This is a genomic window from Bacteroides sp. f07 (genome assembly GCF_042854785.1).
Taxonomy (GTDB): Bacteria; Bacteroidota; Bacteroidia; order Bacteroidales; family Bacteroidaceae; genus Bacteroides.
On the sequence record NZ_BAABXI010000001.1, the window covers coordinates 890,831 to 912,565 of the forward strand.

The 21,735-nt window shown below is 40.4% G+C and carries 13 protein-coding genes and 1 pseudogene; 12 read left to right on the forward strand and 2 right to left on the reverse strand.

Annotated features, from left to right (window positions below):
• Positions 1 to 5: 5 nt before the first annotated feature.
• The gene (locus ACGHVY_RS03625) at positions 6 to 4,040 is read left to right on the forward strand and encodes a DEAD/DEAH box helicase (RefSeq protein ID WP_390597201.1); all 4,035 of its coding nucleotides are present in this window, start codon (positions 6 to 8) and stop codon (positions 4,038 to 4,040) included.
• A 37-nt stretch (positions 4,041 to 4,077) separates the two neighbouring features.
• Positions 4,078 to 5,166, forward strand: coding sequence for an AMP-binding protein (locus tag ACGHVY_RS03630; protein ID WP_390597203.1), 1,089 nt, complete (start codon positions 4,078 to 4,080; stop codon positions 5,164 to 5,166).
• Positions 5,167 to 5,169: 3 nt separating this feature from the next.
• Here the strand turns inward: ACGHVY_RS03630 and ACGHVY_RS03635 are convergent.
• Together ACGHVY_RS03635 and ACGHVY_RS03640 are read right to left on the reverse strand one after the other, a co-directional pair.
• A pseudogene (locus tag ACGHVY_RS03635) lies at positions 5,170 to 5,379 on the reverse strand (PD-(D/E)XK nuclease domain-containing protein); the annotation flags it as partial.
• Between the two features lie 656 nt (positions 5,380 to 6,035).
• Positions 6,036 to 6,602, reverse strand: coding sequence for an RNA polymerase sigma-70 factor (locus ACGHVY_RS03640; protein ID WP_390597205.1), 567 nt, complete (start codon positions 6,600 to 6,602; stop codon positions 6,036 to 6,038).
• A 184-nt stretch (positions 6,603 to 6,786) separates the two neighbouring features.
• Between ACGHVY_RS03640 and ACGHVY_RS03645 the strand changes: the two genes are divergently transcribed.
• The 10 genes from ACGHVY_RS03645 to ACGHVY_RS03690 all read left to right on the forward strand — a co-directional run bounded on the left by ACGHVY_RS03645 (position 6,787) and on the right by ACGHVY_RS03690 (position 21,727).
• On the forward strand, positions 6,787 to 7,719 hold the full coding sequence (locus ACGHVY_RS03645) for a FecR family protein (protein WP_390599642.1): 933 nt from the start codon (positions 6,787 to 6,789) through the stop codon (positions 7,717 to 7,719).
• A gap of 250 nt (positions 7,720 to 7,969) precedes the next feature.
• The gene (locus ACGHVY_RS03650) at positions 7,970 to 11,263 is read left to right on the forward strand and encodes a SusC/RagA family TonB-linked outer membrane protein (protein WP_390597207.1); all 3,294 of its coding nucleotides are present in this window, start codon (positions 7,970 to 7,972) and stop codon (positions 11,261 to 11,263) included.
• A gap of 23 nt (positions 11,264 to 11,286) precedes the next feature.
• Positions 11,287 to 12,870, forward strand: coding sequence for a SusD/RagB family nutrient-binding outer membrane lipoprotein (locus ACGHVY_RS03655; RefSeq protein ID WP_390597209.1), 1,584 nt, complete (start codon positions 11,287 to 11,289; stop codon positions 12,868 to 12,870).
• A 35-nt stretch (positions 12,871 to 12,905) separates the two neighbouring features.
• Complete coding sequence (locus tag ACGHVY_RS03660) at positions 12,906 to 13,901, forward strand: glycoside hydrolase family 18 (RefSeq protein ID WP_390597210.1); 996 nt, start codon at positions 12,906 to 12,908, stop codon at positions 13,899 to 13,901.
• Positions 13,902 to 13,949: 48 nt separating this feature from the next.
• Entirely contained in the window at positions 13,950 to 15,092 is a 1,143-nt protein-coding gene (locus ACGHVY_RS03665; protein ID WP_390597212.1) for a BT_3987 domain-containing protein, read from the forward strand.
• A 23-nt stretch (positions 15,093 to 15,115) separates the two neighbouring features.
• Positions 15,116 to 16,138: a BT_3987 domain-containing protein gene (locus ACGHVY_RS03670; RefSeq protein WP_390597214.1), complete on the forward strand. Its 1,023-nt coding sequence runs from the start codon at positions 15,116 to 15,118 to the stop codon at positions 16,136 to 16,138.
• A gap of 62 nt (positions 16,139 to 16,200) precedes the next feature.
• On the forward strand, positions 16,201 to 17,277 hold the full coding sequence (locus ACGHVY_RS03675; RefSeq protein ID WP_390597216.1) for a DUF1573 domain-containing protein: 1,077 nt from the start codon (positions 16,201 to 16,203) through the stop codon (positions 17,275 to 17,277).
• Between the two features lie 50 nt (positions 17,278 to 17,327).
• Complete coding sequence (locus ACGHVY_RS03680; RefSeq protein ID WP_390597217.1) at positions 17,328 to 18,233, forward strand: alkaline phosphatase family protein; 906 nt, start codon at positions 17,328 to 17,330, stop codon at positions 18,231 to 18,233.
• A gap of 19 nt (positions 18,234 to 18,252) precedes the next feature.
• Positions 18,253 to 20,730 carry a PQQ-binding-like beta-propeller repeat protein gene (locus ACGHVY_RS03685; protein ID WP_390597219.1) on the forward strand — a complete coding sequence of 826 codons (2,478 nt, stop codon included), beginning with the start codon at positions 18,253 to 18,255 and terminating at the stop codon, positions 20,728 to 20,730.
• Positions 20,731 to 20,800: 70 nt separating this feature from the next.
• The gene (locus ACGHVY_RS03690; RefSeq protein ID WP_390597221.1) at positions 20,801 to 21,727 is read left to right on the forward strand and encodes a metallophosphoesterase family protein; all 927 of its coding nucleotides are present in this window, start codon (positions 20,801 to 20,803) and stop codon (positions 21,725 to 21,727) included.
• Positions 21,728 to 21,735: the final 8 nt, after the last annotated feature.

Below are 21,735 nucleotides of genomic sequence, written 5' to 3' on the forward strand. Positions count from 1 at the left end.
AAAATATGGCAATATTAGATACTGATAAAGACAAGAAGATAAAAACTCTTTTTGTGAAATATATGGCATGGAATATGCTTCCAATACTATATAGCGACGCATTGAGCAGACTTTGTAAGATGGGTTTTTCCCCTGCCAAGGCTGTTTTCTTCCTGAAGTCAATGCAGGAGAATGGTGAGATGGAAATTACTTCAAGCCAGTATAATCACGGAAATAGAAAATGCCGGTTACTGCCCGGCATTCATCTTAAGTATTTATGGCTTATACGAAATGAATCGTGTGAGGAGTTTGAAAAAGAACAACCGAAACCCGGATATGTCGAACTCCAAATGGGAGCATTGCGAAATGCAATGTTGCATTGGGCTGCGACGGGAAATTTGGATGATGATATAATTATACATTGGCCGGTAGATGAATTAACACTGCCTTTATTTCGTGAAATGGCATATTCCACAGAATGGTGCGACTTATATTGCCGGCTTTCTGTCGCTGCCTTGTTCAGTATTATTGATAGGGATGCAGACTGTTGGAATTACCGGTTGAAAAAAGTAGACGAGTCCTTTGTAGAGAACCTTTATATAAAGAATGAATCTATGCCCTCTTTCGTTAAAGAGTATTTCCAGGAAGCCTATTCATTCTATGAATATGTATTGTCCGGTCGTATTAACGAAATCCCGGAGAATGTAAGTACCCGTTCTGCTGTTGGCTTATGTGCCCATGCGCTTCATGCCCAATATCATGGGAATTATTCAAAGGCACTCAAAATTTATGGGCAAGCTCTCAAATATCTGGAAAGCCGGTATCTTTTTGATACACCTTTCTATTCGCTGATGTACATCATAGCATTGATGCGCGAGGGAAGTGCGGCTTCAAAGAAGAAGATGGACGGATTAGTGACAAAGAAGCGGATTCGTGAAGAAAGACAATGGCTGCCGGCCTATTTAATGCTTCTGATTGCTTTGGGAAGAGATACGAAAGAACTCGTCTTATGGATAGAGCGGAACTACGAGCTGCAATCGAATATGGTAAAGGCATTATTATATTTGCTTTTGGAGCATTATAAACTGAATGAGAAAAATTGTATAGACAACCGCCCTATTGAGAAACTGCTGGAAGACGATTGCTTTAAAGCATTGCAGTTAGAGTATTCATGTGATTTTGTGGAATTTAGCCTTAAAAATGCCCGGTTAAGGGAAGAGATGGGCGTTGAACCTCTGCTTCCTGTCTATGTGAAGCGGGAACCTTGGGAAATGGCATTGGACAGGTTGGCGGAGATGGCGCGAAGTCAGGAAGCAGGAGAAACGGCGAAAGGAGCCGTGGGCGGCATCGCACAAGTGCGTATCGTATATCATATTACGAATCATGGTCAGATAATCCCCCGGCTTCAAAAGTCGAAAGATGGAATTACCTGGACGGGAGGACGGAATATTGCCTTGTCTACTTTCCAACAAAATGCAGTAGAGGGGATGAGCGCGCTGGATAAAAGCCTTTCGGCGTGTGTCGAGCATTATAATGCCGGATATTCTTTGGGAGATATCTATGAATTGGGCGGCCCGAAAGCGTTGTCTCTACTGGTGGGTTATCCATTTGTATATATGGCAGAAAATCCTGATATACCTGTCGTAATTACAAAAGAAGAACTGCAACTGGTGGTCACTCAACTGGAAGACGGGTATCAGGTAAACAGTAATGTGGGGCGGCCCGAAAGTTCAGATCTTATTTTAAAGAAGGAGAACGACCAACTGTTCCGGATTGTGGAACTGACCCGTGAACAGCGTTCTATTTTAGAAATTTTAAAACAATCTTCCCGTTTTCCGTTAAAGGCTAAAGACCGCTTGGCAGAAGTGTTGGGAAAACTGGGGAAAAACGTGACGATACATTCGGATCTGATACGTAATAAAGGAACCCTTAAGCAGATAAAAGGCGATTCGCTGATAACGGTGCAACTACTGCCGGTAGGAGATGGAATCAAGGTAGAACTGTTTGTAAAGCCCTTCACCGAACAGCCGCCATACTGCAAAGCCGGTAAAGGAGTGGGGAGTGTGATTGGAACAGTGAAGGGCGAACACGTGCAAGCTGTGCGCGATCTGGAGAAAGAAAGAGAAAACTATGTTGTCGTTAACCGGATTCTTCGGCGGGTCAGCGGAAACCCCACTGTTAGGGATACGGTATATTTCGAGGATTACTATCAATGTCTGGACCTGATAGAAGAGCTTCGCGGACTATCGGATGTTTCGCGTTCCGAGTGGCCGGAGGGTACTAAATTATCGATAAAAGGCGTAGCGGATTTCCCACAGCTGAAATTATCCATGAAAGGGATGGAGCATTGGTTTGAGATAGGCGGCGAATTGGAGATTGAAGATGGAGGCCGGATAAAGATTGCGGAACTCCTGAAAAAGGTGCGTGAGAGCAAAGGACGTTTTATAGCATTGAACGATTCGGACTTTCTGGCATTGAGCAGTCAGTTGCGCAGGAGATTGCAAGAACTCGACGCCATTCTGATGAATGATAAAAGTATGAAAGTTGCCGGTTTCAATGCCGCTCTGCTTGTTGATTTGGAGCAGCAGGGAGTCGTTCTGAAAAAAGACCGTAAGTTTAAGGAACTGCAACAAAAAATAGAAAAGGCGGAGACTGTTCAAGCTGTTGTTCCTGCCACTTTGCAGGCGGAATTGCGTGATTATCAAATGGAAGGTTTCCAATGGTTGTCCCGGTTGGCGCATTGGGGAGCCGGTGCTTGTCTGGCGGATGATATGGGATTGGGTAAAACGATACAGGCCATTGCCCTGATGCTCAACAGAGGAAAGCAAGGGGCTTCTCTGGTTGTTGCTCCTGCGTCCGTATTGCTTAACTGGCAGAGTGAAATCAATCGTTTTGCTCCTTCGCTCACTTGTCGGGTGTTGCATGACAGTTGTGGTAATCGTGAGCAGATGATACAGGAAGCCGGCGCTTATGATATTTTGCTTACCACCTATGGTTTGTTGAACGCGGAAGTCGTATTGTTGAGCAATAAACAATGGAATGTCATCCTGCTGGACGAAGCCCATACAATCAAGAATAAAGACACCAAGATTTCCAAGGCAGCGATGCAACTGAACGGTGAATTTCGTTTGTTGTTGACCGGGACTCCTATACAGAATCACTTAAGTGAAATCTGGAACCTGTTTGAGTTTGCCAATCCCGGTTTGCTGGGGACATTTCCGCATTTTTATGAAAAGTTTATTCTTCCCATTGAGAAATCAGGGGATAAGCAGCGGCAGGAACAATTGAAAAAGATATTGCAACCCTTCCTGCTTCGGCGTACCAAAACAGAAGTGTTGGACGAACTGCCGCTGAAAACTGAAATAGTACAAAAGGTAGAGCTTTCTTCCGAAGAAATGGCTTTGTATGAGCATCTGCGTCAGCAAGCTATTGCGAATATTGAAGAAGGCTCGTCGAGCCCTGTGCGGACATTGGCGGAAATCACTCGTTTGCGTCAGGCAGCTTGTCATCCGGCTTTGGTCAATGAGGGGTTTAATAAACTGGCTTCGTCCAAGACAAAAGTCTTCATGGGGTTGGTAGACGACCTTATCGGTAACCAGCATCGCGCTTTGGTATTCAGCCAGTTCACGTCTCATCTTGCTTTGATTCGTAAGGAATTGGATTCAAAGGGAATCTCCTGTCTTTATCTGGATGGAACGATGTCCGTGAATGAACGGGAAAAACAGGTTAGCCGGTTTCAACAGGGAGAAGGACACTTGTTCCTGATTAGTCTCAAAGCAGGAGGAACGGGACTGAACCTGACTGCTGCCGACTACGTGATTCATCTGGATCCGTGGTGGAATCCTGCTGCCGAGGATCAGGCTTCGGACCGTGCCTATCGTATCGGTCAGACTCGTCCGGTCACTATTTACCGGTTGATTTCTTCCAATACGATCGAAGAGAAGATTGTCTTACTGCATCAAAGTAAGAAATCACTGGCCGATTCTCTGCTGGACGGAAGCAACATGGCGCATAAGTTGACTAAAGAAGAAATGTTGGAACTGTTGAGAGGAGGAATTTAATAAAAATGAGATTCAATAAAAATGGAATTTGAGAGAAATGGAATTTGAGAGAAAAAAGCAATCACTTCTGCTTGAAGGGGTACGGTACACGGTCGATGATTTGCATTTGTTGAAAGCGAAGGCAGGAGGAGAACAAGACGCTTCTTCCATACAAATGCTATTTGATTTCTTGCAGGAGTGGTTTGCTGACTCTCCTTTTATGATTGTTCATACTTCGGGTTCTACCGGAGAACCGAAAAAGATAATGGTTGGCAAGGACAAAATGATGCAAAGTGCGCGCCTGACTTGCGAATTTCTGAATCTGCAAGCAGGAGACGCCGCTTTGTTATGTATGAATCTCCGTTATATCGGAGCCATGATGGTAGTAGTACGCTCTTTGGTGGCAGGACTGAATCTGATAGTGCGTCCTGCTTCCGGTCATCCTCTCTCCGATATAAACGAACCGCTGAAATTTGCGGCAATGGTTCCTTTGCAGGTTTATAATACTCTTCATACTCCCGAAGAAAAAGAACAGTTGATGCAAACGGAGATTCTAATTATAGGTGGCGGGGCAGTAGATGAGGCTTTGGAAGCAGAGATAAAATCTCTCCCGATAGCTGTCTATTCCACTTACGGCATGACCGAAACATTATCCCATATTGCCCTGCGTCGCTTGAACGGAAATTCTGCATCCGACCATTATTATCCTTTTTCTTCCGTCCGTCTGTCATTATCCTCTGAGGGTACATTGGTGATCGATGCTCCTTTGGTCTGCGATAAGATTTTACAGACTAATGATATCGCTCGTATCTATCCCGATGGAAGTTTCATTATCTTGGGACGTAAGGATAATGTAATCAATAGCGGTGGTATTAAGATACAGGCAGAAGAGGTGGAGAAGTTACTTCGTCCTTTCATTCTTGTACCATTTGTCATCACTTCGGTTCCGGATCCTCGTTTGGGGCAAGCAGTGACTTTATTGCTCGAAGGTCGGTTGGATATGGAAGAACTAAAAAATAAGATGCAGGAGATACTGCCTCCTTATCATCGTCCTAAACATATCCGAACGGTGGATTTAATTCCTCAGACGGGGAATGGTAAAATCAACCGTGTCGAATGCCGCGCTTTAGCGGAGATGCTATTGTAGTCGTTATACTTCTTCTATTCGTGTCAATTCCCATCCGCAGAATTGCATAACGATGCAATGAAGTTGCGTGTACTGGCATAATTGGCGCACTTTTGAATCTGCCATATAGTTATGAATCTGATTGATAGCCTCTTTCCATTGTTCTGCAGCTTGTGTCTCAAACTTATCTTTAGGCAGGTATTTTAATTCAAGAATGTAGCTATGATTCACTTGTTCTGTTGTATTATTTATTATGATAGAGCTAAATTTTGCCACAACTTCATCGTATGTTATTTGGTGGCGTACAGCTACCCGTGAAATGGGTTCACCGGAAGAGATAGTAAGGAATATAGTCATTGAGTACAACAATAAGCAGAATTATATGGAAATGTCGAAGTATAATCTCTCAACACTACTAGAAAATTAAAAAGTAAAAATCTGTTGTCACCTGTCACATGTTTGTATTCAAATGTCTGATTGTGAATGAGTAGTACTGTGACAGCAGCATGTGATAGCACGGTGACAGTACTTTTGCTGTCACACCTTTTCTTGCTTCCTCTTTTAGAAGCAAGTTCCAAGTTAGTTCCCTTTGCTTGAAACTTTAGTTTCAACAAAGGGAAACTAGAGTTTCATCGGTAAGAAACCAATGGTTTCAAGCAATTGGAACTAAAGTTTCAAACGGGTGAAACTTTAGTTTCCTATGTGTGAAACTCTAGTTTCGAACCTTGAAACTAGTCGTATCTCTACATCCAGTGCTTTTGGTATAGATGAGAGTGAGGGTAACTTTTACTCTCAGGGGGACTATTATACTTGCTCTCATAGCTGAAATGCCGATAAACAGGGGGAGAGGGGCTGATAGTGAGGGTATGAGGGTAACTTGTGCATGAAAACTATTCAGGATAGGAAAATAGTAAGAGAAGTAGTGGCATATACTCTTTCAATTCATTCCGCAAAAGTTCCATGGTCTTTTGTTTGTATCGGTTGATGGATTTTACACTGAGATTCATCTCTTCCGCAATCTCCGCATGGGTTTTGCCTTCAAAGAAACTTTTCATAAAGACTGTGCGATGGTTTTCGGGAAGTTTGTTCAATGTCTCGTACAACATTCTGTATAATTCATCAAGTGTATATACACTATCTGGTTCCGTCTCATAGATGGGAGCTTTCTTCTGGATATTCTCAGCGTAGCTCCATTCACACTCTTGATGTTTCAGATAATTCAAACAACTGTTTTTCACGCACATCTTGATATATCCTAATGCTGTGTCCGACTGTAAGTCGAAAGAATCGGTGTCCAACTTGTCCCATAATGAAGTAAACACGTCTGAGACAATATCTTCGCGTGTCTCTTTATCATCTATGAATCTTTTTGCATACAGGCAGAATGGGGCGTAGTATTCCTCATAAAGTTGTTTGAAAACTTGCTCTTTGCTGTATTGTGCGTGTGATAATTTCATTGTTTTTTAGATTCGATGTAGCTTGTTGATGGTGCAAATATATAATAAGAAAGTCATTCCAAGACTGTTTTGGACTTTTTTTTAATAAAGATGAAAAAAAGTTCTGTTTACCTGTCCCTTTCCGATGACATCAATTGTATTATAAGTGTAATTGCAATTATAAATTAAGATTTTGAACGAGAATATGGAAAATGTAAATCCTGAATCATTGTTCCGGAAGGCACAAGCGCTGGGGAATGATATAAAAGAAATGGAAGCCATTGATGTGATGCAGGCTTACAGCCGGGCGCAAATGAAGATAAAGTCCGGTCGGCGTAAGTTAATGTATCATCAATTAATGAGGTATGCAGCCTTTTTGACTTTACCATTGTTACTGACGTCTCTGGTTTTAGGATATTTATATTTTCATGAACCGGAATCGGATGATAAATATGCTGAAGTCACTGCATCTGCAGGTTCTGTCATTCGTTTCGAGCTTCCCGACCATTCGGTTGTCTGGTTGAATGCAGGTAGTACTTTACGTTACCCCACTGTTTTTCGCAAGGACAATCGTAATGTGGACTTAAAAGGTGAAGCCTATTTTGATGTTCAGGCTAATCGTGAGCGTCCGTTTTATGTGAATACTCCGAATGGGTTGAGCGTGTATGTGTATGGTACAAAGTTTAATGTGTCTGCGTATGAAGATGATGACATAATAGAAACAGTTTTAGAAAAAGGTAAAGTAAATGTGATAGCCCCCACTTCTTCCGGTGAGAAAATGACAATTCAGTTGACTCCCGGTGAACAATTACTTTATGATAAGCACAGTCAAAAGGCGATTAAGAATAAGGTGGATGTTTGTGAAAAAGTGGCATGGAAGGATGGTAAGTTGATGTTCCGCAATACATCGTTGGAGGATATCTTTAAACGTCTTGAACGGCACTTTAATGTTGAGATTCAGTTCACAAACAAGTCCGGCAAGGAGTATAAATACCGTGCTACCTTCCGGAATGAAACTCTGCCACAGATTTTGGATTATCTGACCAAATCTGCTGCCTTGAAATGGAGAACGGAAGAACCGGAGCAGCAGACTGACGAGACATTCACAAAGAAAAAAATAATTGTAGATATGTATTAGTAACTTTTAAAATAAAAATAGCCTATGAGATAGCACAAGGAGATACGAAAAAAAGGAAGAAAGCTGCTACCAACAGCTGTCTTCCTCCGATTTTTAAGATTCACGGTACAAGGTCTTGCAAACATTAACCGGAATCGACCATAGTTCATTATAGTAATAAACTTTAGTTAACCGCAAATGTATGAAAAAAAATCATTCATTTATTGCATCATGTCCTAAATATGCTTTAAAATTAAAACTTCCTTTAGTTATGAGGATTAGTCTAATACTACTTTTTAGTGTAATATTGCAGCTTTCTGCTGAAAATGGGTATGCCCAGCGGACACGGATTCCCATTTCTATGAGTAATGCTTCTATAGAACAGGTACTGAATAAGATAGAAGAGTCATCAGATTTTGTATTCTTGTATAATGATAAGACTGTTCAGACAGACCGGATTGTTACGGTTCGGAATAAGAATGGAAAGATCATGGAGATTCTGGATGAAATATTTCAGGGTACTAATATTGCTTATACCGTAGTAGACAAGCAGATTATCCTGTCTACCAATAAACTGAACGTCGTTTCGCAGAATCCTGTTTATCAATTGAAAGGTATTGTGAAAGATGTCAAAGGTGAACCTCTAATTGGGGTAAATGTGAAAGTCAAAGGAGCCGGCAAGGGAACAATTACCGATTTTGACGGAAAGTTCACATTACAAGTTGCCAAAGGGGATATTCTTGAGATATCTTATGTAGGTTATACCACGCAGTCTATTAAAATATCTGATGATAAACCATTGGATATTGTGCTTAATGAAGATAATAAGGTACTGAATGAGGTAGTGGTGACGGCTTTGGGACTTAAAAGAGAAACAAAATCATTAACTTATAATGTGCAGCAGATCAGTTCAGATGAGATCACCAAAGTAAAAGATGTAAATGTGATGAGCAGTCTGGCAGGAAAGGTAGCCGGTGTAAGTATCAATTCCAGTTCGGCAGGTATTGGTGGTGGTGCCCGTGTGGTAATGCGTGGTACAAAATCTATCTCAGGGAATAATAATGCATTGTATGTAGTTGATGGAGTTCCTTTGCCAAGTTCTTATGGTTCTTCTCCTGCCGGTCGTTATGAAGGTGCCGGACAAACAGGTGATGGAATCTCTAACTTTAATTCGGATGATATTGAATCAATTTCCGTATTAAGCGGTTCGGCTGCTGCGGCCTTGTATGGTTCGGCTGCTGCCAATGGGGTAGTATTGATTACTACCAAAAAAGGTGCAGCAGGAAAGACTAATGTTAGTTATAGCAATAATTCAACTTTTTATTCTCCGTTTGTTATGCCAAAGTTCCAGAATACTTATGGCTCGGAACCCGGAGAATGGTATAGTTGGTCTTCTAAACTTGATACTCCTTCCAGTTATGATGTGAATGATTTTTTTCAGACAGGTTATAATGTTGCCAATACGGTAAGCTTGACTACTGGAAATGAAAAGAACCAGACTTATGTCTCTGTCGGATCTGTAAATTCACGTGGTATTATCTACAATAATGATCTCGACCGTTATAATTTCTCTGTGAGAAATACCTCATCTATGCTGAATGACAAGCTGCACATGGACTTAAGTTTTATGTATTCGAATACAAAAGAGCAGAATATGGTGGCGCAAGGTGAATATGGCAATCCATTGGTTCCTTTGTATCTATTTCCTCGGAGTGAGGATTTCGAAAAGATGTCTTATTATGAACAATATAGTATAGAACGTAATATTGATGTACAATATTGGCCATTGAAGGATAATGGACTTTCCATGCAGAATCCTTATTGGATTGTGAACCGTAATATGTATATAAATAAGAAAGATCGCTTTTTGGTCAGTGCTTCTTTGAAGTATGAAATAGCAGATTGGATTAATGTGTCTGCACGTGCAAAACTTGATCGGGACAATACGCACAATGAAACAAAAATGTATGCCACTACACTCACGGTATTAGCAGAGAACTCCGATAAGGGAGCGTATCTTGAGAAGGAGCAGAATACGACTCAATATTATGCAGATGCAATGGCAAATATAAATAAGTATTTTTTTAATGATAAGTGGAACCTGACTGCTTCTCTAGGAGTTAGTATGCTGGATTTGAATTATAGAGCATTGAATTTTGGCGGTGGTCTATTGACTATCCCCAACTTTTTCTCTCCAAATAATGTGAATGTTTCTGGAAAATTAAGCTATCGTCGTGGTAATTACCATGATCGTACCAATTCTTTGTTCGGCACTGCATCGTTAGGGTATAAAGGTATGGCATATCTCGAAGGTTCTTTACGAAATGACTGGCTTTCGGCTTTAGCAGGAACCAGGCATAAATCTATTTTGTATCCTTCTATTGGGGCGTCTGCTATTTTGACTAATATGTTTAAAGTAAATCCGGATTATCTTTCATATGCAAAAGTACGTTTATCTTATAGTGAGGTGGGAAATGCACCGACCCGTTTTTCGGCAATAACTACTTATTCTGTGTATGGAGGATTAACTACTACATCCTATTTCCCGATAAAAGATCTTGAACCGGAACGTACCCATTCATGGGAGGCAGGTCTTAATTTGGCATTCTTTAATAACAAATTGACTTTGGATGCAACAGTGTATAAGTCTTATACGGAAAATCAGTTGTTTAACCCTTCTATTTCTACCACAACCGGATACTCCAGTATGTATATAAATGCAGGTAAAGTGACCAATAAAGGTATTGAATTGTCATTGGGATATAAGCAAAAACTAGGATCGGTTGACTGGAACAGTACTTTGTTATGGTCTTTGAATCGTAACAAGATAAACCAGTTATTACCGGAATATACTAATGAAGAACTTGGAGTAACAGTACGTTTGGATGAAATGGATGTATATTCATTAGGTGGTGCAAAACAACGTCTGACAGTAGGCGGTTCAATGGGAGACTTGTATGTAAATACTTTGCGTACTGACGATCATGGATATATTTGGGTGAACTCAAAGACTAATGCTGTTGAGGGAAACAAGAATAACTATATATATGTAGGCAATACAAACCCTAAATATACTTTAAGCTGGAGAAATAATTTCCATTGGAATGGCATTAGTCTAGATTTTATGATTAATGCCCGTGTTGGAGGAGTCGGTGTTTCCGGAACACAGGCTGTAATGGATTATTATGGCGTATCTAAAGCTTCTGCTAAGGCACGTGATGATGGTGGTGTGTTGGTTAATGGCAATAAACTGGATGCACAGACTTGGTATCAGACTGTAGGCGGAAATGGCGTGGATTTTATAGGTGCTTGCTATGTGTATAGTATGACTAATGTACGCTTGGGTGAGTTAACTGTAGGCTATGATATACCAATTAATAAGTGGTGCGGTTTTATAAAGGGATTAAATGTGTCTTTTGTCGGACGCAACTTGTTGATGTTTTATTGTAAAGCTCCGTTTGACCCAGAATCGACTTCCGGTACGGGTACCTACAATACTGGTATGGATTATTTTATGCAACCTAGTTTGCGCTCTATGGGATTTTCAGCGAAAGTAACTTTCTAAAAGATACATAAATAACAATGAATATGGAAATATTTAAATATTTGAACTTGAAAAGTCTGTTTTGCTTGGGGGCTGTTGTTCTTTTGACAAGTTGTACCAATAATTTTGAAGAATTGAATACTAACCCGGACGAAGTGACGGATGAAATGGCAAATAGAGATAATGCTAAAAATGGTTCCTTTTTCTTGCAAATGCAAGAGAATGTGATTCCTATTTTTGAATCTTCCGATTATCAGGTAATAGAGGTTATGACAGGTGATGGATTTGTGGGTTATTATGGTTCTCCCGACCCTAATATCAATTCTGCAGGACGCTATAGTTGGAGTGGAAATTCCAACTGGCCCGGTTCGATGTTCACCCGTGCTTATAAGGATGTGATGAATCCATGGAGGGAATTGAGAAAGGCTATTAATAATGAGAATGACCCACGTTATGCTGTAGTCCAGATTTTAAAGGTTGCAACTATGCATCGTGTGACGGATTCTTATGGGCCGATTCCTTATTTAAAGTTTGGTATAGAAAAAGAGGTGATGTATGATGCGCAAAAAGACGTATATTATCGTTTTTTCGAGGAACTGGATGCTGCTGTGAGAGTACTTGACAGTTATGCTACAAATGGCGATAAAGTTTTTTCAGACTGGGATTGCGTATATAATGGTAATGTGAAGTCTTGGGTGAAATTTGCGAATACTTTACGTTTCCGTCTGGCTATGCATCTTTCAGATGTAGATGCGGATAAAGCGAAAACAGAAATTAAAGCAGCGATAGAGGCTCCTCATGGATTTGTAGAAAGTAAAGGGGATATAGCAGAATTACAGCATGTTCATCCGATAGCAACTTATGAATCTCCATGGTATGTAATCAAGGGGTGGGGAGATATAGCTATGGGAGCTACTTTAGATTCGTATATGAATGGGTACGAAGATCCGCGGAGAGAAGTCTATTTTGTTACAGCATCCGACGGTAAATATCGTGGTATTAGAGCTGGACTACCTAAAGAGGTGTCGAAAGATTCTTACACAAAAGATGGATTGTTTTCTCAGCCTAATGTTACAGCAACATCCAATGTCGTATGGATGCGTGCGGCGGAGATCTTTTTTTTGAAAGCAGAAGCCGCGTTGCGCTGGCCGGAACTGGAGCTGGGAGGTACTGCACAGAAATTCTATGAAGATGGAATCAGAAAATCGTTTGAAGAGCATGGTGTTTCTGGAGCTGAAAATTATTTGTCTGATGATGTCTTGAAACCCGCAAGCTATAAAGATCCAGTTACTTCCAGTTATTCTGCTGAACCTTTGGGAAGTTTGACAATCAAATGGGCGGAAGGTGATAGTCCTGCGAAGAAACTGGAACGTATCATTACTCAAAAGTATATAGCTTTGTATCCGGTAGGCCAGGAAGCGTGGACAGATTTTCGCAGAACAGGATATCCGAAGGTTTTCCCGGTTATATCAAATGAGAGTGCAGGTGGGTGTGTATCTACAAATACTCAGATTCGCAGACTACCTTATCCCAGATCGGAGTATGATACCAATCAAAAAGCGGTGTTGGAGGGTGTCAAGTTATTGCAGGGACCAGATAATGCAGGTACACGTGTATGGTGGGATTAAAATGATAGATGTGGAATAATTAAAGTGATGTATTTATGAAAAACTTATTGTATATATTTATAGGTGTTCTCGTTTCGTTTTTCTTGTTGCATAGCTGTGAAATGGATGAAGAGAATATCACAACCCAGAAACCGTTAACGGCGGATGAGACATATTATGAGAATCTGAGATATTATAAACAGACTGATCATCCGATTTGTTTTGGCTGGTATGCAGGATATGCTAATACTAGTTCTCCTTCTATGGCTGATCATTTTACAGGATTGCCGGATAGTATGGATATTGTAAGTTTGTGGATGGGAATCCCTTCGGGAGAGACTTGGGATGAAATGCAGTATATTCGTAAAGTAAAGGGTACCAAAGTGGTATTGTGTAGTTTTACCCATATGAGTGATGGAGAATATCCGCTTACCAATGAGGGAATGGAAGAATTTGCTATGTATTTAGTAAATAAAGTGATGAATAATGATTTGGATGGACTTGACTTGGACTATGAACCTGAGGGGGACTGGCTAAAGGATGATCAGTTTACAAAGTTCATACAATTCATAGGTCAGTATTTAGGACCGAAATCTAATTCCGGTAAATTATTAATTGTTGATTTTACTAGTAAGACACGGCCGCAGGCTGGTTGTGAGCCTTATGTTGATTACTTTGTACATCAGATGTATGGCACTTCTTCTGCTTATACTATTCAGCAAAAATTCGATGAGATAAGTTCATGGTGCCCGCCTGAGAAATATGTCCCGGCAGAGTGGCTGGGAAATTACCCTGATACGGGTGGTGTGTTTTTTACAGAAGCGGATGGAAATAAAATTGATTCATGGGGAAATCCTATTTATTCTGTAATAGGTATGGCTCGGTGGAACCCGACTCAGGGTAGGAAAGGTGGGTTTGCTACATACTATTTTGAGTATGAGTACAATACCACACGTCCGGCTAATCAATCTATTGGCGATAAAGAGTCCACACCTATACCTTATTATAGTTTAAGACGGGGCATTCAGGAACAGTCTCCTGCAATTAGATAGTTTTAGGTTAAAGATAATCAAGAGAATATTTTAAAGAAAATAGGAAATATGAAGAATCTAGAAAATATTTGTATGATATGTAGTTTCTTGCTGCTCTTTTGCGGATGTAAGGAACTGGAGATGGGGCGTGATGGTTTGTTAATGACAGGTACGTCATCTGGAGAAATGGTGAAGTTCGCTATTGATAATCAAGATAGTTATATAGTGTCGGTGACTTCCACTATGTGTGTGACGAATGATGTTAAAATCTATCTTGATGTGGATGAGAATGCTGTGGAAACATACAACTCAAAATATGGAACGCAATATGAAATGGCTCCGAAAGAAGCGTATGAATTGGAAGGTAAGGAAGTGGTAATTCCTGCCGGGCAGTCTGTTTCTTCTTCTGTTTGGGTTTCAATTATCGATAAGAGTGTATTGGTAGAAGGGGTTTCTTATATGATTCCCATCAGTATAAAGTCTGTAGATTCGGATATGGAAGTAATAGAGTCTAGTCGTACTATTTACCTAAAACTGGCAAGAACTATATTATTTTCTGCTCCTTATGTCGGAACTACTAAGACTTCGCGTAGTTTTTCTTTGGATGAAGATGATATTGTCACAGGAATAAGGAAATATACATGGGAAGTAAAGTTTAAGGCGGAGAATTTTAGGAGGAACTCGGATGGAGAGCCTATAAAAATAGGTGGAGTTTATAACAATATGCTTCGTTTTGGTGAGTCCGGAAATCCGACAAACGTACTGGAAGTATATGCTGGTACAGAAAATAAAATGATTGCTAATACTCAGTTTGCAGTTAATACATGGTATTTGCTTTCTATAGTGAATGATGGAAAGACATTGACGCTTTATGTCAATGGAATAAAGGATAATTCGATGGCTGTTACTCCTTATGATTATCAGTTTGATGGAGTGACAATAGGTCAGCCGATGGATGGATATCAAAGCAAACAGTTATTTCGTGGCTGGTTAGGCGGTATGCGTTATTGGAGTCGTGCATTGTCTGCTCGTGAAATCAAGGCCAACCAGTGTGGCGTAAATCCGAATGCGGATGGACTGGTCGCTTGTTATAGGATGGATGAAGGCACTGGCAATATATTTTATGATAGTACTCCCAATCAGCGTCATTTGAAGTATCCGGATAATATTACTATTAATTGGACGAGTGTAACGAATGAATGTGTAGAATAAAATAAACAATAAAATATCGTTTTATGAGACAGATGATGAATAATAAGAATATATTATTGGGTTTGATATCATTACTATGTTTGTGTTCTTGTAGTAAAGATACACTTTATGATATCTATGGAGATAAGGGCGCTATATATATTAGTGAATTGAAAGGGAGTCCGACATCTTTAGGGACTGGTCATGTGCTAAATACTCCACAGGGAACTAAAGGAGAGGTGGAAATAAAATTTCCGGCACGCTCGACTATGCCTGTAAAGGATAATATAAAAGTACGTTTTAGAGTTAATAATGAATTGGTTCAGGCATACAATGACGTATATGGGACAGAATATAAGTCAATAGATCCTGCACTTCTGGTTATTTCAAATACTACTGTCACTATTGCAAAAGGAGATTTGGAATCAAAAGATTCTGTGCTTGTTTATTTGCCTAGAGAAAACTTTCAGAGTGTGGAAGTCGGTGATTATCTGATTGCGGTAGAGATGGAGACGGTTGAAGGTTATTTGCCTTCGACAACTTTAAAGGAAAAGACGATGTATTATTCTGCCGTAAATGTGGCTTATAATCCGCATAACGTACGTCCGATAGGAAGCGAAGGAAATGATGGAACTTTAGTGGAGGACCGAACTGATTGGTCAATTTCTTATACAGGTAGAGTCACGTTTGGACAAGTGACTTCACTCTTGGAAGGATCTTTAATAGGAACCAGTGTATACGTAGGAGGAAGCTGGAGTAAAGATGTTGATTATTTTGAGATTGATTTAGGTAAGGTACATTCTAATATATTAGGTGCTTATGTCCTTTACTATGATAATAGATGGGAGTGGAAAAGTGTAAAGGTAACGACGAGTATTAACGGAGAAAATTGGGTAGTACAAGGGAATACTACTGTGAAAGAATCTTCGATAGGTGATCTTACGGATCAAGGTATTGCCAAATTTATATTTCCTGTAGAAGCTCGTTATATCAGGGTTGAACCTTTTGAAGGTATCCGTAGAGGTGGCAGTAACTGGTATTTAAAGCAAATAAGTATTTATGAGTAGGCAATATGACTTATTGATGATAACAAATTCAATCATCTTTTAGTACATTCGAAAATTAGTTTATGAAAAGGGAAATTGTATTTGTATTCTATAGTCTTTTTCTGTTGGGCAACCTTGTTGCCCAACAGAAACGACAAACAAAGTCTTTCTTGCATTTTGATAACACCACTTGGAATGTCGGACGTATTTCAGAAGATGCTGCAAAACGAACACATATTTTCCATTTCGTAAACGTTCATACAGAGCCGATTGCGATAGAACGGGTCGTATCTACTTGTGGATGCGTAGTCGCATCATATACAAAGAGTCGGATAGCACCTCAGGAGAAGGGATTTGTTCAGATTACTTTTGATCCCCGAGGACGTATGAATCACTTTTCGAAGAGTTTGCAAGTGATATGTGGAAAAGGAAAGAGTGTGAATTATTTGCGTGTCACCGGATTTGTAGAACCGATTTCCGATCCGGAAACGGATTTCCCTTATTCGTTATCGGATGGAATATCTATCGGACAGCTTGTGCTTTCATATCAGAATGTTCAGCAGAATGCGTTACCTAAAGTTATGGAAACTCAGCTTTATAATCGTTCAAATAAACGGGTGCTTCTTTCGTTCTCCATAGAAAATGAGAGTGGATGTCTCCAGATAGAAATGCCAAAAGAAATAGCACCGAAGACGATGGAAACTATACGAATAATTGCAACTGTTCCTCAGAATTTTTATGGTTCTTTTAATGATCGGATAATACTTCTGATAAACGGGAAACGTACAGAAGCTATTGAAATATATGGTACTGCCATAGACGATATGCGAGGAGTGAGCATTCTGAATGGTCCTAAACTCAAACTTTCTCCTTCTTCGTTCGAATTGGGAAAGTTGAAACCGGATATTCGTCTGAGCCGTACGGTACGGTTGGCTAATGAAGGCAAATCACCTTTGATTATTCATAAACTGGAATGTGGAGAGGATGTTGTAGCTAATGTTCGCAAAGAGATTATATTAAAACCGGGAGAAACGAAAGAGTTAGTATTGGTTGTTGCTTATAAAAAAGGTGATCGGCTGAAAGCGGATGTGAAACTAGTGAGTAATGATCCCAAAAGCCCGGTGCGTATAATACGATTTACAGGTGAAGTCATAGAATAAAGACAATAAAGAAATAGTAGTATAAAAGTATTATCTATTGATAATAAATTATGAGGAAAATATATATGCGTTTTGCAGTCTATGCAGGGCTAATTGCTTTAATGACAATGCCTATAGAAGCAAAAAACAAGCGAGTTGTCATGCTCGCCCTTGATGGAGTGTCTGTAGAAGGATTCAAAAGGGCACATACACCGAACTTGGATAAATTATTGGCGGAAGGTGCTTTGTCTTTGACAACAAGAGTAGTGATGCCCTCAATGACACAGGCCAATTGGACGAGCCAATTGACAGGCAGTGGTCCCGAACAGCACGGGGTGTATACGAACGATTGGCAATTGGATAAGGCCGTTTTGCCACCGGTAGATAAGGATGAGAAAGGATATTATCCTTCCCTCTTTAAAGTGTTGAAAGATAACGTGAAAGGGATGAAAACCGCTTTTTGTTATAATTGGGGAAATTTGATAAATCCATATAATAAAGACTATTTGGATGCTGTGATTTATGATGAAGACGAAGCCCGGATGCCTTATTGTGACAAGGCTTTTGATTTTATTGTAGCTAATAGGGAGAAACCTATGGTTGTGTTCTTATATACAGGACATACTGATGGTGCCGGTCATACTTATAAATGGATGTCGTCCGAATATCTGAAAGCGATAGAAGAAGCCGACAGGCAAATCGGTGCATTTCTTGAAAAATTGAGCCAGGAGGGTTTACTGGAAGATACTTATTTCATGCTTTTGTCCGATCATGGTGGTTTGGGGTATGAACATGGGGGAATGACGGTGGATGAGATGATTGTACCTTGGGGAATAGTAGGTCCACGAATTAAGAAAGGTTTTGAAATAAAAGAGCCGAATAATACGGTGAATACCGCATCTGTAATTCTAAAACTATTTAATGTAAAACAGCCTTTGTGTTGGACGGGAGAAGTACCGATGTCCATTTTCAGATAGGCTATATAAGACAAGGATAATGAGGAGGATTTTCTTATATGTAATTTTAGGATTGTTTTCTGTGTGCTTGAATGCTGCCTATACAGGAAAAGTTTATGTAGACTCTAATAGGAACGGGAAATATGACAAAGGAGAGAAGCTGCTTGAAGGTGTAATGGTATCAGATGGTCTGAATGTAGTAAGAACGACTGGAACAGGAACATATTCTCTTGCAGGACATACAGGGGAAAAGTTTCTTTTTATAACGACTCCGTCGGGTTATTATACAAATCATAAGCATTATTATCGTATAGTAAACGGCAGGGAACAGTATGATTTTGGCGTTTTGCCTTTGCACTCTGTGGATATAGCTTCTAATGGTGCTCATTCATTTGTTCATGTGTCCGATACGGAAATATCATCTAAAGAAGGGCAGGAGAGCTGGCTCGCTAATATACGCGACTATGCGATAAATGAAAAGGCTGCTTTTATCATTCATACGGGGGACATCTGTTATGAACCGGGATTGAAGGTACATTTATCTATGATGAACTCTGAGAATATGGGAGTTCCGGTCTTTTATTGTATTGGCAATCATGATCTGGTAAAAGGAAAATCCGGAGAAGAATTATATGAGGACATTTACGGGCCGGTCTATTATTCTTTTGATGTGGGTAATGTCCATTATATTGTAACTCCGATGCTTGGAGGAGATTATCGTCCGGGATATACGAAAGAAAACGTTTACTGGTGGTTGAAAAATGACCTGGCACAGATTCCTTCGGGAAAACCGATTATTGTGTTTAATCATGATTTGTTGACAACGGATGATAAGTTTGTTTATGGCATTAATGACAGTGAGTTTATCGACCTGGATAATCATAATTTGAAAGCGTGGATTTACGGACATTTGCATATCAATCATATTAGGAAGCATCAGAATGCTGTGAGTATATGTACTTCGACACCGATTCGAGGCGGAATTGACCACGCTGCGGCAGCATTCCGTGCCATAAAGGTAAATGGTAAGGGAGGGGTGGCTTCTGAACTACGATATACTTATATAAATAAGCAAGTCCGGATAGCTTCTGTTCAGAATGGAGAGGCTTCTTTGCTGGAAAATGGGAAAATTCCTTTATCAGTAAATGCCTATCATACAGTCTCACCTGTTCGTGAAGCCGTGTGTACTTGTCTGCTGGACGGACAGAAAGTTGTTAATAGCCAACCTTTGTATCGACGGACTGATTTTAACTGGTACGGGGAAATTACTTTGCCGGACAAGTACGAGGGCAGGCAGATAACAGCAAAGGTGGAAGTTCGATTTGCGAATGGAGAGGTGGCGGAAACACGGGAAATTTTTGCTTATCCAGTAGCAAAAAGGACGGGAAAAGTGAAAGGGGATTGGAACAATTTACTGGGGAATCCGGAACATATAGGTATTAGTAAAGATACATTGTCCGCTCCTTTCTCTTTATTGTGGACGCAGAATGTGGGTTCAAATATCTATATGACTTCTCCTGTTGTATATCGCGGCATGATATATGTTGCTTCTGTAGATGAAAATGCTTTGGGAAAGGCAACTGTCGTAGCAATGGATGCTGTTACCGGTGCGGTTCGCTGGAAGTATGCTGTGCGTTCGTCCGTAAAGAATAGTATTGCTGCTACTCAAGGACTTGTTTTTGCACAGGATGTGGATGGACATTTATATGCCTTGGATGCATCTACCGGGCGGTTAGTCTGGGAAAAAAAATTGGATGTAGGGGGAGTGCCGGCTCTGAATGACGGGTTGGTGGCTTCCGGTGATACGGTTTTTGCAGGTTCCGGTAAAGGACTTTGTGCAGTGGAAGCTGCTTCCGGCCGTGAATATTGGAAAAATACAGCATGGAAACAGCGTGAAGGGACAACGGCTACTTTATCTTTAGGTGCGGGAGTGTTGGTCGGTAGCGTTCAATGGGATGCTTTATATGGCAATGATGCCCGTACGGGAAAGCTGCTTTGGAGAGTAGAGAAAGACGGTGTCCGTAATCGTGCATCTTCACCGGCTATACATGGTGAAGTGATGTATTTTGTATCTAACAGTTCTTTGTTTGTCGTGTCCGCTCGTACAGGGCAGATTTTGGTGAGAAAGAAATTACCTTATTCGGTAGATGTGACCTCGACTCCATTAGTGACTGAGCAGGCTATTATTTTTGGAACGGCACGGAATGGTATGGTTGCACTGGATCGGGAAACACTGGAAGAAAAATGGAATTATATGACCGGAGATGCACTTATCTACACTTCTCCCTATGTTTGCACTCCGGCTTCCCAGATAGAAAGCAGTCCGGTACTGGCGGGAAAATATGTATTGTTCGGAGCTTCGGATGGCGCTTTTTATACCCTTGATTGTGAGACGGGCACATTGTGCTGGAAACATTCAGTGGGTGCGCCTGTGATGAGCACAGTTGCTGTATCAGGCAATATGATGTTTGGGGTTGATTATGCCGGCAATGTATATGGATTTGTATCAAAAGAATGAAAAATAGAATGCTTATCTAAATCAAAGAATAATGTTTGGAAGAATTATAATACTTTTTATAGTAGGGTGCATGGTTGCATGTACAACTTCGGAGAAACCGGTTAAATTTGCTATTGTTTCTGATTTGCATGCGGTGGACGTTCCGGATGGAAAAGAGCGGTTGGATTCGTTTATTGCAGCTGCCTCTTGTGCAGAAGTGGATTTTATTATTGAATTGGGAGATTTCTGTCGTTTGGATAGTGCCAGCCAGCCATGTTTGAAGATTTGGGATAAGTTTCCCGAAGATAAATATCATGTAATAGGCAATCATGATATGGATATATACACTCCTGAAGAATATGTGGAAGGCATGGGGATGCAGGGGCGTTACTATTCTTTTGATAACGGAGATTTCCATTTTATTGTGTTGGATGGAAACAACCTGTTTGACGGAAAGGAGTATCGTCACTATTCAAAAGCCAACTATTATGTAGATGTCAAAATGCGTGCATTTATGGATCCGGAACAGATGGAGTGGCTTAAACGTGATTTAGAGAGTACGGAGAAACGTTGTATCATCTTCTCGCATCAGAGTATCGACACATTTATGAGGAACGGGGATGAAGTACGGCAAATCTTGGAAGATGAGAACCGGCGTGCAGGATTTAAAAAAGTGGTATTAGCTTTCAGCGGACATAATCACAGCAATTATACAAAAGAAATAAATGGCATTACATATATGCAGATTAACAGTGCCTCATATGTGTGGATTGAACAGCCTTCAATGACGGAAAAACGTTATCCGGAAGAGATTAATCGGAAATTTCCTCTCTTGCAATATTCAATTACTTATGACCAGCCTCTATATGCTATCGTAACATTGACAAGTAAGGATGCCGAGGTTAAAGGGAAGAAGGCTGCCTTTATGCCGCCATCCCCTGAAGCGCTGAATCTGAAAGATTCATTGGATGGGTTTCCATTGGTTTCTGTTATAGAGGATGTAAAAATAAACTTTTAAAGATTTGT

Coding starts and splice junctions, on each gene's coding strand:
- ACGHVY_RS03625 (WP_390597201.1), top strand. CDS start 6: ATGGCAATATTAGATACTGATAAAGACAAGAAGATAAAAACTCTTTTT.
- ACGHVY_RS03630 (WP_390597203.1), top strand. CDS start 4,078: ATGGAATTTGAGAGAAAAAAGCAATCACTTCTGCTTGAAGGGGTACGG.
- ACGHVY_RS03640 (WP_390597205.1), bottom strand. CDS start 6,602: ATGAAATTATCACACGCACAATACAGCAAAGAGCAAGTTTTCAAACAA.
- ACGHVY_RS03645 (WP_390599642.1), top strand. CDS start 6,787: ATGGAAAATGTAAATCCTGAATCATTGTTCCGGAAGGCACAAGCGCTG.
- ACGHVY_RS03650 (WP_390597207.1), top strand. CDS start 7,970: ATGAGGATTAGTCTAATACTACTTTTTAGTGTAATATTGCAGCTTTCT.
- ACGHVY_RS03655 (WP_390597209.1), top strand. CDS start 11,287: ATGGAAATATTTAAATATTTGAACTTGAAAAGTCTGTTTTGCTTGGGG.
- ACGHVY_RS03660 (WP_390597210.1), top strand. CDS start 12,906: ATGAAAAACTTATTGTATATATTTATAGGTGTTCTCGTTTCGTTTTTC.
- ACGHVY_RS03665 (WP_390597212.1), top strand. CDS start 13,950: ATGAAGAATCTAGAAAATATTTGTATGATATGTAGTTTCTTGCTGCTC.
- ACGHVY_RS03670 (WP_390597214.1), top strand. CDS start 15,116: ATGAGACAGATGATGAATAATAAGAATATATTATTGGGTTTGATATCA.
- ACGHVY_RS03675 (WP_390597216.1), top strand. CDS start 16,201: ATGAAAAGGGAAATTGTATTTGTATTCTATAGTCTTTTTCTGTTGGGC.
- ACGHVY_RS03680 (WP_390597217.1), top strand. CDS start 17,328: ATGAGGAAAATATATATGCGTTTTGCAGTCTATGCAGGGCTAATTGCT.
- ACGHVY_RS03685 (WP_390597219.1), top strand. CDS start 18,253: ATGAGGAGGATTTTCTTATATGTAATTTTAGGATTGTTTTCTGTGTGC.
- ACGHVY_RS03690 (WP_390597221.1), top strand. CDS start 20,801: ATGGTTGCATGTACAACTTCGGAGAAACCGGTTAAATTTGCTATTGTT.